At 44.9% G+C, this 12,450-nt stretch carries 13 protein-coding genes; all 13 read right to left on the bottom strand.

Going from position 1 to position 12,450, the window contains the following annotated elements; all coding sequences use genetic code 11:
* Positions 1–168: 168 nt before the first annotated feature.
* The 13 genes from hisS to ANCC_RS09675 all read right to left on the bottom strand — a co-directional run bounded on the left by hisS (position 169) and on the right by ANCC_RS09675 (position 12,437).
* Positions 169–1,410 (bottom strand): histidine--tRNA ligase, encoded by a 1,242-nt coding sequence (hisS, locus tag ANCC_RS09615; protein ID WP_009289549.1) that lies wholly within the window; start codon positions 1,408–1,410, stop codon positions 169–171.
* Positions 1,316–2,032, bottom strand: a complete 717-nt coding sequence (locus ANCC_RS09620; protein ID WP_006566824.1) for an HD-GYP domain-containing protein — start codon at positions 2,030–2,032, stop codon at positions 1,316–1,318. Before ANCC_RS09620 ends, hisS begins: the two co-directional genes overlap by 95 nt.
* Before the next feature lie 13 nt (positions 2,033–2,045).
* Positions 2,046–3,485: a coproporphyrinogen dehydrogenase HemZ gene (hemZ, locus tag ANCC_RS09625; RefSeq protein WP_006566823.1), complete on the bottom strand. Its 1,440-nt coding sequence runs from the start codon at positions 3,483–3,485 to the stop codon at positions 2,046–2,048.
* Positions 3,482–4,126, bottom strand: a complete 645-nt coding sequence (locus ANCC_RS09630; protein ID WP_006566822.1) for an MBL fold metallo-hydrolase — start codon at positions 4,124–4,126, stop codon at positions 3,482–3,484. Before ANCC_RS09630 ends, hemZ begins: the two co-directional genes overlap by 4 nt.
* Before the next feature lie 10 nt (positions 4,127–4,136).
* The gene (locus ANCC_RS09635) at positions 4,137–6,413 is read right to left on the bottom strand and encodes a RelA/SpoT family protein (RefSeq protein WP_006566821.1); all 2,277 of its coding nucleotides are present in this window, start codon (positions 6,411–6,413) and stop codon (positions 4,137–4,139) included.
* Positions 6,414–6,429: 16 nt separating this feature from the next.
* Positions 6,430–6,852, bottom strand: a complete 423-nt coding sequence (locus ANCC_RS09640; RefSeq protein ID WP_006566820.1) for an aspartate carbamoyltransferase regulatory subunit — start codon at positions 6,850–6,852, stop codon at positions 6,430–6,432.
* Positions 6,849–7,766, bottom strand: a complete 918-nt coding sequence (pyrB, locus tag ANCC_RS09645) for an aspartate carbamoyltransferase (protein WP_006566819.1) — start codon at positions 7,764–7,766, stop codon at positions 6,849–6,851. The genes ANCC_RS09640 and pyrB overlap by 4 nt, the downstream gene beginning before the upstream one ends.
* Before the next feature lie 65 nt (positions 7,767–7,831).
* Positions 7,832–8,722: a DUF2156 domain-containing protein gene (locus tag ANCC_RS09650; protein ID WP_006566818.1), complete on the bottom strand. Its 891-nt coding sequence runs from the start codon at positions 8,720–8,722 to the stop codon at positions 7,832–7,834.
* Between the two features lie 15 nt (positions 8,723–8,737).
* Positions 8,738–9,145 carry a 23S rRNA (pseudouridine(1915)-N(3))-methyltransferase RlmH gene (locus tag ANCC_RS09655; protein ID WP_006566817.1) on the bottom strand — a complete coding sequence of 136 codons (408 nt, stop codon included), beginning with the start codon at positions 9,143–9,145 and terminating at the stop codon, positions 8,738–8,740.
* Positions 9,142–9,804, bottom strand: a complete 663-nt coding sequence (locus tag ANCC_RS09660) for a hypothetical protein (RefSeq protein WP_006566816.1) — start codon at positions 9,802–9,804, stop codon at positions 9,142–9,144. The genes ANCC_RS09655 and ANCC_RS09660 overlap by 4 nt, the downstream gene beginning before the upstream one ends.
* Before the next feature lie 151 nt (positions 9,805–9,955).
* Positions 9,956–10,828 carry a prepilin-type N-terminal cleavage/methylation domain-containing protein gene (locus tag ANCC_RS09665; RefSeq protein WP_009289545.1) on the bottom strand — a complete coding sequence of 291 codons (873 nt, stop codon included), beginning with the start codon at positions 10,826–10,828 and terminating at the stop codon, positions 9,956–9,958.
* A gap of 56 nt (positions 10,829–10,884) precedes the next feature.
* On the bottom strand, positions 10,885–11,709 hold the full coding sequence (locus ANCC_RS09670) for a metallophosphoesterase (RefSeq protein WP_006566814.1): 825 nt from the start codon (positions 11,707–11,709) through the stop codon (positions 10,885–10,887).
* 317 nt (positions 11,710–12,026) lie between these two features.
* The gene (locus ANCC_RS09675; RefSeq protein ID WP_006566812.1) at positions 12,027–12,437 is read right to left on the bottom strand and encodes a C-GCAxxG-C-C family protein; all 411 of its coding nucleotides are present in this window, start codon (positions 12,435–12,437) and stop codon (positions 12,027–12,029) included.
* Between the last annotated feature and the right edge of the window lie 13 nt (positions 12,438–12,450).

Raw genomic sequence — 12,450 nt, forward strand, 5'->3', positions numbered from 1 at the left:
TTTATATTATTTTTCTGATTGATCCTATTCGCTGAAACAGGTCTGCATCTGCTTCACAGAACATTCCATTTTTTATAAATTTCATGAAATCTCACAAAAATAAAAAGCTTCTCTGATCTCAAATAATCAGAGAAGCTTTTGCCTCTGTGCACTATAAAACGATTGTCCTTATAATGCATTTTTTATATCGTCCAAAGAGATTTCTATCTCTTCTCCGGATTCCATGTTTTTCAGTCTTCCTTTATTTTCTTTTAATTCATTCTCGCCAATAATGATCGTGTTTTGTGCCCGGAGCTTATTTGCATATTTCATCTGTGCCTTTACTCCTCGTCCAAGGTAGTCTGTCTCCACCTTAAATCCTTCCATGCGCAGACCGGAAACGATCTCATAGGCTCTTGCCTTAGCTTCTTTTCCGAGAATTCCCACATAGAGGTTCAGTGGTCTTCCCGCCGGAAGTTCTGCTCCCTCCTCTTCGAGGAAAAATAAGATACGCTCTACTCCCATGCCGAATCCCACCGAAGGCATAGACGCTTTCCCGTCGATCTCATGGACTAAGTTGTCATATCTTCCTCCGCCGCACAGAGTAAACCCTTCTCCGTTTACAAACTCAAACACGGTCTTTGTATAATAATCGAGCCCGCGGACAATCCCTGTGTCCACTTCATAAGGGATATTCAGGCTGTCCAGGAGGCTTTTCAGCTCTTCAAAATGTTCTCTGCACTCTTCGTCCAGATAGTCGATCGTTCTCGGTGCATCCTTGATAATCTCTTTGCAGGAAGGGACCTTGCAGTCGATGACTCTCAGAGGATTCTTCTCCATCCTCTCCCGGCAGGTTGGACAAAGTTTGTCCTCATGTCTGTGAAGATATGCAAGAAGAGCTTCGTTGTAATCTTTTCTGCAGTTTGAACATCCGATGCTGTTGATGTGAAGTTTCGCATCACTGAGCCCAATCTTATTGATAAACGTTGTTACCAGTGTGATCAGTTCCACTTCTGCCAGAGGACTTTCTGCCCCTACAAACTCAATCCCGAACTGGTGGTGCTGTCTGAGTCTTCCGCTCTGTGGTTTTTCATATCGGAAAGCCGGGGTAATATAAAACATCTTTACCGGCTGTGGTTCGTTCTGCATTCCGTGTTCCAGATAAGCGCGGATGGCACCCGCAGTTCCCTCCGGTTTTAAGGTGATGCTCCGGTTTCCTTTATCTTCAAAAGTATACATCTCTTTCTGGACCACATCCGTTGTCTCTCCCACGCTTCGCTGAAACAGTACGGTATGCTCAAAAACAGGGGTAATGATTTCATGAATATTATATGTCTCACACAGGTCTTTGAACACATTCTCCAGATATGTCCGTTTCTGCATCTCCTCCCCGAACCAGTCCTTCGTCCCTCTCGGTGCTTGTGTTATCATTCGCAGTTCCTCCTTTTATTGTATCTGTATCGTGCAGATTACTCTTTTCTAATATTCTAAGCATTTCTTTCGAAAATGCAACCCGCTGAAATGCGAGAAACACTTTCATGTCAAAATTCTTTACTTCCTCGATCATGACTTCCAGAGCGGTTTCTACAGAGAATCCCTCCCGGTAATCCCGGTTGGCGATCAGGGCCCCAAAAATATCGCAGACATGCATGATCCTGCCCACCAGCGGGATCTCATCTCTCTTTAGATTGCTCGGATATCCTGTGCCGTCATAATGTTCATGATGGTACAAAACCGCATCCAGCACAATATTATCATAGCCGTGTTCGACCAGAATCGAATGGCCGATCGTAGAATGCATGCGCAGGTAGCGTGTCTCATCTACTGCAAGAATCTGTTCTTCCTTTTCATTCATGTAAAAATTCAGCCGGACTTTTCCGATGTCATGCAGCAGGCCCGCCACTGCCAGATCATAGCAGACTGCCTCATCCAGTCCTAATTCTTTTCCCACGTTATATGCGAGGTTGCTCACAACGATCCCATGTTCGATGGAATCGTCCAGACTGACCTGAATCGGAGTCTCTACATCCCGGGATTCATATTTCATCGGCATATCATAACACCACCTAACACATACTTTTTAGTAATTTATCTTTCCGTAAAATCATTTCTTCGATCCGTTCCGTATACTGTCTGACATCCTTCAGGTTTTCCACCCTCTGGATGTTTCTTCTGCCGCCGACAATCTTAGATGAAGCGCCGGCACCTGCTGCAATAATATCATGCAGTTCCTCCATAATCAGTATATTATAAAGGCATTCTTTTTCTTCCAAAGAAAAGCCTGTATTTTCAAAATTTCCGGGAATATTTTTCTGCCGGTACATGTAATAAGGTTCCATTCCCAGATCAAAGCATGCCCGCTGTGCAAACCGGATCATTTCGTCATCGGCACCGCAAGAAAACTGATCCCTCATTTGATTCAGGGGAGCGCTTCTCTTGATCGCCAGCGCGTGGACCGTGATGCTGTCAGGCTCCAGTTCCCCAAGAGCCTTAAAGGTTGTCTCAAGTTCCCGGATTCCTTCTCCAGGAAGTCCGCAGATCGTGTCCATGTTAATGTTGTCAAATCCTGCTTTTCTGGCAGCATGAAAGCTGTCAGCCACATCCTCCGCCGTATGGTTTCTCCCAATCTTTCTCAGTGTATCATTGTTCATCGTCTGGGGATTGATACTGATCCTTGTAACTCCGTTTTCCGAGAGTACGGAAAGTTTTTCCGCGGTGATGCTGTCGGGTCTTCCGGCCTCCACCGTAATCTCACGGACCCTGCCAAAATCAAAGCATCGTTTAAGCTCTCCAAACAGACGCTCAAGCTGCTCTGGAGAAAGGGTAGTAGGTGTTCCCCCTCCCACATACAGGCTGATCATCTCCCTGTCCCTGTACTGCTCTCCTATATAGTGGATCTCCCGGATCAGGGCGTCTAGGTAATGATCTGCATACTCCCTGTATGCCGAAATCGGATACGACGTAAAAGAACAGTACAGGCATGTGCTTGGACAAAACGGAATCCCCACATACAGACTGTATCCGCTTTCATAGGTGATATTTTTCAGCAGTTCTGTCTCTTTTATTCCCACAGATACACAAAGATCTGCCTTTTCTTCGCTGACCAGATAATCCCGGCACAGTTTCGCTTGCATATCTGCCCTGGATTTCCCCCGCAGGCAGTCCTCAAACACAAGCTTTGTGGGACGGATGCCGTTTAATGTTCCCCAGGGCAGTTCTTTTTGAAAATAACAGGACAGCAGACGGTACAGAGCCGCCTTCAGGCTGTTTTTGAAGTTCCTCTTGTCCCTGAAGTCTCCTCTGACTTTCTCGGAAATGACAGATTCCCCGGTCCTCAGTTCCAGAAGTGTTTCCTCCTCATCGCAGAAGACCCTGCATATAAAATCATAGATAGAATTGTCATCTCCTTCCGAAGACAATTCTATCTTTTCTCCAATGCAGAATGCCAGAATCAGGCTTCTGATATCGTATTCATACAGGGTTTCGTTCTGAATCAGTCCGATCATGGCTGCATAAGAAACGGATTCGTCCGTTTTTCAAGTCCAATGGTCGTGCTGTTCATATGTCCCGGATACACTTCCGTCTCATCCGGCAGAACGAATAGTTTTTCCCGGATGCCTGACAGCAGTGCATCTGTATCTCCGGTAGGAAAATCTGTCCGCCCGATGCTCTGGCGAAACAGAGTATCTCCCGCAATCAGCCACCCCTGTTCTTTGAAATAATAGCAGACTCCGCCTTTTGTATGTCCTGGCACATGAATACAGTGTATCTCCGTGTCTAAAAGATCCAAAATCTGGCCATCTTTTACGAGATGATCAGCATCCATAGAAACAGGCTCCCCAAACATAGAAGTCAGATTCAGGGAGGGCTCTCTCAGTACATCTTCCTCATCCTCATGCAGATAAACCGGCAGCCCCGGCTTTTGCTCCTGCAGATAAGGAAGAGCCATCACGTGGTCAAAATGTCCGTGTGTCAGAAGGACTGCCGTGAGCTCAAGCCCCTCTTTTTCAAGCATTTCCATCACCCGGTATCCTTCGTCTCCCGGATCAAATACAAGCGCTTCTTTCGTCTGGCGGTTGCCGGCGATATAACAGTTTGTCTGCATCTGTCCAAGACCTGCTCCGATCAAAATAATATTTTCGTTCATGTCTGAAAAACTATCCTACCTTTCTCTCTATGTCTACCACACCTTCAATATTGCGTATCCTTGCGATCACTTGATTTAACTGGGCAACTCCGTTGATGTCAAAGGACATGCTGAGGGTAGCCCTTCCTTTTTTGGAATTTGAAACATTCATCGTCAGAATGTCGATGTCCAGCTCCAAAAACACTTTGGATACATCTGCAAGCATTCCCTTCCGGTTGTTTGCATAAATCGAAATTTCCGTGGTATAGGTCTGTCCGGAGCCCTCAGATCCTTCCTGCCATTCTGCCTCGATCAGGCGGGAGCGGTCGGTCTCTGACATGCTTAATAAGTTTACACAGTCTGTCCTGTGAATGGATACTCCCCGTCCCCTTGTGACGAATCCGACGATCTCATCTCCGGGAACCGGATTGCAGCATTTGGAAAACCGCACTGCCACGTCGTCCACCCCTTTGACAACGATTCCGCCCTTCTGTTTCTCTTCCGGACGCCGTTCCCTGACATGTTCTGCCGCCTCCAAAACCTGTTCATCTGTAATCTTCTGTTTCTGCTCTTTATTGAACTCCTCCGCCAGCTTATTGACAACCTGGCCCTCTTTCAGTCCGCCGTGTCCCACGGCTGCGCACACAGACTCCCAGTCTTTAAATCCATATTTGAGCTGTACTTTTTTAATGTATTCCGGCTTTAAGTAGCTTGACAGTTCAATTCTCTTGCCCCTGCAGTACTTCTCAAGCATCTCCTTGCCTTTGACAATATTTTCTTCTTTAAACTGAGTCTTAAACCATTGATTGATCTTGCTCTTAGCCTGGGTGGATTTCACGATATTTAACCAGTCCCTGCTGGGGCCCTTGGAGTTCTGTGAGGTAATCACCTCCACCCGGTCTCCGTTCTGGAGATGGTATTCAAACGGCACCTGCCTGCCGTTGACCCTGGCTCCTACCATCGTATTTCCTACCGCACTGTGAATACTGTAAGCAAAATCAATCGGTGTGGAGCCGTTGGCAAGACTCTTTACATCCCCGTTTGGGGTAAAACAGTAAACCTGCTCCGCAAACAGGTCCAGATTCGTCTTGAGGAGAGACAAAAACTCTTTATTATCGTCCATGTCCTGCTGCCACTCGAGGATCTCCCGAAGCCAACTCAGCTTTTCCTCTTCTTTGTTGACGCCCACGCTGCTGCTTTTTTCTTTGTACTTCCAATGGGCGGCAATACCGTATTCAGCGATCCTGTGCATCTCAAATGTCCGGATCTGGATTTCAAAAGGATGTCCTTCCGGCCCGATCAGCGTCGTATGGAGCGACTGGTACATATTCTGTTTTGGCATGGCGATATAGTCCTTGAATCTCCCGGGAATAGGCTTATACATCTCATGAATTACTCCCAGAGCCGCATAACAGTCCTTGACCGTATCCACTTTGATCCGCACCGCAAACAGATCGTAAATCTGATCCAGAGTCTTATTCTGATTCACCATTTTCTTATAAATGCTGAAAAAATGCTTCACCCGCCCGTCGATCTCCGCCTTGATGCCGCTCCGCTCAATATGACCGCTGACTTCATCGACGATCTCTTTGATGTAAGCTTCCCTGCGTACCTTCTGGGAGTCCAGGGAATGTTCCAGTTCCTTGTAGACATCCGGCTTCAGATATCTCAAAGACAAATCGTCCAGTTCCACCTTGATCTTGGAAATACCAAGCCTGTGGGCGATAGGCGCATAGATGTCCATAGTCTCTCTGGACTTTTCCTTCTGCTTTTCAGGCTTCATAAACTGCATGGTGCGCATGTTGTGCAGACGGTCTGCCAGTTTGATCAGTATGACCCTGATGTCCTTGGCCATGGCAAGGAACATCTTCCGTAAATTCTCCGCCTGTACTTCGATCTTGTCCTTGGAATAACTTAACTGGCCCAACTTCGTGACACCGTCCACAAGCTGGGCAACCTCCACCCCAAACTCCCGGACTACGTCTTCATATGTCACGTCTGTGTCTTCCACCACATCGTGCAGCAAACCGGCAATGATCGTCTCCCGGTCCAGTTCCAGTTCGGCCAGGATAATGGCGACACAAATAGGATGAATAATATAGGGTTCCCCGGACTTCCTCTTCTGGTCCTTATGGGCTTCAAAAGCCATATCGTAGGCCCTGCTCACCATCTCTATATCTTCATCGCTGTACAGGCTCTTCATCGTCTCCATCAGCTGCTGACGGAGTTCATCGGGAGCCGTAAAACTCTTGGGATTGCTGATATCTTTTTTTACACGGTTTATTTTTGTTTTACTGTTTTGCTCCATTGGCAGCCACTCCAGATTAATTATTTTTTAACTTTGATTCACAGTAAATGCATCTGTAAACCTTATTTTCTCTGTCCACAAGTTTGAATGTATGATCGATCTCCTGCTCTGTGGAAGTAATGCACCTCGGATTTTTGCATCTTGCAATGTTGGTGATGACCTCCGGAAGCCCGACCTTATGTTTAGATTTCAGCTTTCCGTCCTCAATGATGCATACGGTGGCATTGGGGTCTACATATCCCAGCACATCCAGATCGATATCAAAGTTATTGGAAATCTTGATGATGTCTTTCTTGCCAAGTTTATTGCTCTTGGCATTCTGAATGATCGCGATACTGCAGTCCAGTTTGTCAAGTCCCAGCTGATAGTAAATATCCATGCCTTTTCCGGCTGTGATATGGTCTAAAACGATTCCGTTCTTTATACTGTCTATGTTCATGCCGTAACCCCCAATAAATCCATGATCAGTGCCATCCTCACGTGTTTGCCGTTCAGTGCCTGTCTGAAATAGCAGGCTCTCGGGTCCTCGTCCACTTTGACAGAAATCTCATTGACTCTCGGCAGCGGGTGCAGGATGGACAGGTCTTCTTTTGCCTTCTTTAACTTCTCAGGGTCCAGAATGTAGCTGTCCTTTAATCGGACATAATCGGCCTCGTTAAAAAATCGTTCTCTCTGAACTCTGGTCATATATATGATATCCAGTTCCGGCATGACTTCTTCCATCTTCCTGACTTCACGGAACGGAATATTCTTCTTTTCAAATACGTCTTTTTTCAGATATTCCGGTATCTGAAGCTCCTCCGGAGAGATCATGATGAAACTGATATCCTCATACCTTGAAAGGGCTTTGATCAGAGAGTGCACGGTGCGCCCGAACTTCAAGTCCCCGCAGAATCCGATGGTCAGATTTTTAAGTCTTCCTTTTTCCCTCCTTATGGTCAGAAGGTCGGTGAGTGTCTGGGTCGGATGGTTGTGTCCTCCGTCCCCTGCATTGATGATCGGGATGTCCACATGTCTGGAAGCGACATACGGAGCTCCCTCCTTCGGATGGCGCATAGCGATGATATCTGCGTAGCAGGCCACAGTCCGCGCTGTGTCGGCGATACTTTCTCCTTTTGCTGCTGAGGAAGAATTAGCAGAAGAAAAGCCAAGTACACTGCCTCCTAACTCCAGCATAGCCGCTTCAAAACTGAGCCTTGTCCTGGTACTTGGTTCAAAAAATAGTGTTGCCAGCTTCTTATATCTGCATACTTCCCTGTACTTCTCCGGCATGGAAGAAATATCATCCGCAAGATTCAAAAGCCTGTCGACGTCATCCACAGACAAATCCATCGGATCGATTAAATGTTTCATAGAAAGTACCTCCTAATCGTTATATTATAATAATTCTACATTTATAGACCAATAGTGTCAATGAATTACTTATATTTTAGCAGGCCTTTTTCCAGCAGTTCCGAAGGACGGTAAGAAAGTTTTGCCTTCCGGAGTCCTTCTTCCCCCAAATCTTCCTCTCTGTTGATAAACTGATAATCCATGGCTTCGTGCAGAATAAACTGCTGATTGATCATCGGGTAGGCTCCCTGTATCTCTCCGAACGCCTTCTCAAAATGAACAACAAAGGTATCTTCTGTTGTTCCCTCCCCTATGGCAAACGCAATAATCTTTCCGTCACTTCTCAGCACCCCGCCCTTTAAGTCAAGGTCTTTATAATACATCAGAGCATTCTTGGCAGCACAGATCTCTTCATGCTTGTCGGCGTCTTCTGCTTTGGTAGCCTCGTTTGCCATCTTCCATTCCATGAGCATGGTCAGGGCTTCCAGGGCATTTTCATCATTTAAAGATTCGTAAGACCAGTCGTGATTTTCCTTAAACCTGTTGATATGATTTCTTTTGCCGTGAAGCTTCTTGCCCCTCAGCGTTGCCAGAGATTCCCGTTCGTAAATATAATCAAAAAGATCCCGGTCATATTCCACTGTAAAAATATCCCCGAACATCTCTTTCATCTTTTCTTCTGTTTCCTTCAGGATACCATGCATGGCAAATGGGATTCCTTCTTCCCTGCAGTATTCCATGACGGCCTCCACGGCTTTCTTCTCATCCCCGCCTCCGATCGGATAGCTGAACGTGCACCCTTCTCCGTCTTTTGACCGGATGATCAGCATATCCTCTGTTATGGCATATGTCATGTGATAATGATCTTTCCACAGGATCAGTGTCGCGGCCGAAAAATCGGCACTCCGGTAATTGATTTTGTCAAAATATGCATCAAACATTTTTTTATCTTCTAATTTCGGTGTCTTAAATTCCATTGTAAACTCCTTTATTTATTTGTGATAAGGCTGGCAGTTCATGATTCGGTATCCCCGGTAAATCTGCTCCAAAAGAACAGCAGCGCATAATTCAGGTGCCATATCAAAAGAAGATACGGAAAACTCTGAAACATGATGCTTCCGGCTGAATCCGCCAATATAAAAAAAGATATTAGAACAGCCGTCTAGCATCCAACGGCTGATTTCTTCTGCAAATGCAGTGCTCTCCAAACTGTTTTCAGAACTTGTGACCAGAAAATGCTTTCCTTCCTTATCAAAGATTCTTCCCAATTGTTTCTCTTTTTTTACATACTTGACTTCTATTGTACAATATTTCCCCAGACGTTTCAAATATTCTTCCATAGCCTGGACATACAGTGTATCCCTGTTCTTCTGTAAAATAAAAATATAGAACTTCATCATGACTTGCCTTTATCAAAAAACTTCTTCAGTTTTTTATCAGATTTGAGCGCTTTCTCAAAGGCATCGTTGGTCTCTTTGATCAGCTGTTTTACTTTTTCTGTTGCCAGACCGGCATTCAGAGCATTTTTCATCTGCGCCGTATAATGTTTCTCATTGTTATAGAGCAGATAAGACTGGCCCTTTTTTACAATATAATATTGGCTCATGCCTGGTGCAGGTGTTTTGATCCCCCGGATCTTTGTACTGTAAGCAGCATAAACGATAAACGATTGTTCATCCGCGCCTTTTTCAGTGTGGAATGAGAGGTTCTCATATGACTCCACATACTTATGTAGCTTCTTTACTACCCGGCTGGAAACCAGATCTTTCGGGTCTTCCACCATGCCTTTTAAGCCCTTCTCGTCACCTGCCCTGAGCTTTTTATAGTACTCATTCATAAATGACAGCAGTTTCTCTGTCTCAGGCTCCACCGGCTGGGATGCTGCAACAGCATCGGTGTTTTTTTTCTCTGAGGCTTCTGTCTCTTCCCTGAAAATCTTCTCATTTGTGATTTTTTCCGTATGTTCCTTGTCCAGTTTCAGGAAAATCAAAAAACAAGCGCAAAAAAATAAAATCCAGCTCAATACGATGACAATGACTGTTGATTTCTTTAGCTTCACTTACCATGCCTCCATCTAGATTGTTTTTTTTATTATAGCATATCCCTTTTTTTGATACAAAGAAAACATAAAATAAAGACCGCGTTCCGTCCAATCCCGTGTAATTCACAGGAAAACAGACAGAATGCGGTCTTTCAATCTCTCAGGCTTTCTAACTTTGTACCCGGAATCCAAGGCTTATGAGAAAATCATGGACGTCATCCAGATTTTTAATTGTAGCCAGAGAGGAGACTCCTATATACTCAGGGTGGGTACCCGCTCCATTGGTTGTAGTCTTACCCGTCTCATATATTTTCCCGTCATAATATACAAGATATGCTTTCCACTGCCCGTGCATGTTATTCGGATTCGATCCGTCGCTTTTCGTAGCGATCAGTAAGGAGCCGAAAGACCCCGATACCCCTTTGGATGACAGATAATAGGGCTGCCAGTACAGCTGGTCTTCCAGTTCGTCAAAATATTTTGATTTAAGAAATGAGGAATCGACCGGCATATATCCATTGCCATGGTCATACATATACTTCATCAGCAGCTCTCTGCTGGCCCAGTTGTTTACTTTTCCCTCTTTGTAAAGCTGATCCATGAGTTTTTTGTATTCTTCTACATATTCCTCCAAGGGGGTCAAAGCACTGTCATCAGAAATCACATATTTAACATCGGCATCTTTGTTGTATTTCACACAAAGGCCGTTTTCCGCTTTATAGGTAAGAGTCTGGATCTTCATTTCATTTTCATCGAAGAAGATGCTGCCCTGAAAAGATCCGCCGGTGCCGGCCATTTTTAAGATTTGCTTCTTGTCCGCGCCCACTGAGGTCAGACGGTTTTTCGCATACAGTTCCATATACGCACTCTGTGAAGACGCCACGATAAGCTTACACTCCGACTTGGCATCTGATTCTTTCTGCTTTCGCAGGTATGCGGTAAATGAAGGGATCGCAATCGCAGCAAAAATACCGATGATCACTAACACTACGACCAATTCCACCAGCGTAAACCCTTTTTTATTTTTGATTGTCTGCTTCATCTTTCCCCTCCTTGCCGGCATTAATGACCTCTAAGTCTAATATACCTGATTTTGAATCAGATTGAAATACGAAATACATCAATTTCCGGAGGAACGAGAAACCGTATGGGATAGTGAGATGTCCCGATCCCTGTGTTGACAAAAAGCTTCATCCCGTTCACTGTATAAAACCCATCCGTATATTTTTTGGCAAGAGACGTTTTCATCTTAAAAAACGGAAGCTTGACCTGTCCGCCGTGACTGTGCCCCGCAAGAATCAGGTCGGCACTGTTTTCAGGGAGACGCTCTGCAGCATCCGGTTCGTGCATCAGCAATATTTTGTAATCACAGTTTTTTAACTCCTGCGACCCCATCAGTTCATAGTCTGGTGTTCCGAACAGTACGTCATCCAGCCCGCCGATTCCAATCGTTTTTCCGTTGGGGAGGCGGACGGTCTCAGATGCATTGGCGAGCAGCTTAAATCCTCCGTTTTGTATGACTCTCGGATAAGCCCTCATGGCGCCTCCTCCGTAATCCCGGTTTCCCCAGACCGCATATTTTCCATACCTGGCCTCTATGGCAGACAGTGCTTTTTCTACTTTTTTCTCAGGGTGGTAAGCAGCATAATTGTCATAGAGGTCCCCGGTAAAGACAACAATATCCGGCGACTGTCCGTTGATCTTATCCACTAACTTTCCCAGCCGTTCTTCCGAATATGCTTCACTCACCTGGATGTCAGATATATGGACCAGCTTCAGTTCTGCCGATGCCGCTCCATTCTTCAAATCATAGTCTCGTACTGCCAGTCTGTAAGGTTCTATTTTTACTGCATATACCGCTAAAAGGCCTGTTAAAATGAGGATCAGAAGTATAAACAGAATGATTCTTTTGATGATCTTCAATGGAATTCTCCTTATGATTTCGCCGAGTAATGAAAAAACCGCATATTTCTATGCGCTTCTTTTATTTTTAGACATATCTGCCAATTTTCATTCAAGTTATTTGTTAAGTATAAACGATGAAAGGGCAGATGGCAAGGCTTGATTAGCCATCACTTACTAAAAAATGATGGCTGACCAAGCCTCTTATTTTTAAGGAATATTTATTCATTAGCCTTCTCCAGAAGAAACTATGTCCATTGTCACCAGTTCGGAGGCAACGAGGTTCGATTCACTAAATTCACACTTCGCCTGCAGCTCCTGCTCATCTGGTGAAAATGTCATATTGCGTCTTTCATAAAATCACACGCAAATCCAACAGCTTGGCAGGTAAGCTCTTCACACATATGCGGAGGATCATTAGGGGTAAATCCGCCTGGCCTTAATTCATAACAGGTTAATGAACCAAACCTCTTACGAAAAGTATCTGCAAATTTATAACAAGCTGTGACAGTTTCTTCTTCTGATCTTCCCAAAAAATGATAATAAATGCCTATAAACATTAATCCGCCCTCAACCAGACCACACTGTGCACGGAAGCCGCCGGCGCCATGTAAACCTGCAGCCGAGATAATGGTTTGTTTTTCCAGTGTAACTTCAAATATTTCTCTCAAACAAAACAGCATGGTTCTTGCACAGTTATAATCATTCTTCCAATACAATTCATGCACTCTTTGATTTATGTAATCCATCTTCTTTTTCTCC

It is taken from the genome of Anaerostipes caccae L1-92 (assembly GCF_014467075.1).
Taxonomy (GTDB): Bacteria; Bacillota; Clostridia; order Lachnospirales; family Lachnospiraceae; genus Anaerostipes; species Anaerostipes caccae.

Excerpts from the sequence above, each read along its gene's own strand:
- ANCC_RS09630 (WP_006566822.1), bottom strand. The coding sequence starts at position 4,126 with ATGAACGAAAATATTATTTTGATCGGAGCAGGTCTTGGACAGATGCAG.
- ANCC_RS09650 (WP_006566818.1), bottom strand. The coding sequence starts at position 8,722 with ATGGAATTTAAGACACCGAAATTAGAAGATAAAAAAATGTTTGATGCA.
- ANCC_RS09640 (WP_006566820.1), bottom strand. The coding sequence starts at position 6,852 with ATGAACATAGACAGTATAAAGAACGGAATCGTTTTAGACCATATCACA.
- ANCC_RS09635 (WP_006566821.1), bottom strand. The coding sequence starts at position 6,413 with ATGGAGCAAAACAGTAAAACAAAAATAAACCGTGTAAAAAAAGATATC.
- ANCC_RS09675 (WP_006566812.1), bottom strand. The coding sequence starts at position 12,437 with ATGGATTACATAAATCAAAGAGTGCATGAATTGTATTGGAAGAATGAT.
- hemZ (WP_006566823.1), bottom strand. The coding sequence starts at position 3,485 with ATGATCGGACTGATTCAGAACGAAACCCTGTATGAATACGATATCAGA.
- hisS (WP_009289549.1), bottom strand. The coding sequence starts at position 1,410 with ATGATAACACAAGCACCGAGAGGGACGAAGGACTGGTTCGGGGAGGAG.
- ANCC_RS09620 (WP_006566824.1), bottom strand. The coding sequence starts at position 2,032 with ATGCCGATGAAATATGAATCCCGGGATGTAGAGACTCCGATTCAGGTC.
- ANCC_RS09655 (WP_006566817.1), bottom strand. The coding sequence starts at position 9,145 with ATGATGAAGTTCTATATTTTTATTTTACAGAAGAACAGGGATACACTG.
- ANCC_RS09665 (WP_009289545.1), bottom strand. The coding sequence starts at position 10,828 with ATGAAGCAGACAATCAAAAATAAAAAAGGGTTTACGCTGGTGGAATTG.
- pyrB (WP_006566819.1), bottom strand. The coding sequence starts at position 7,766 with ATGAAACATTTAATCGATCCGATGGATTTGTCTGTGGATGACGTCGAC.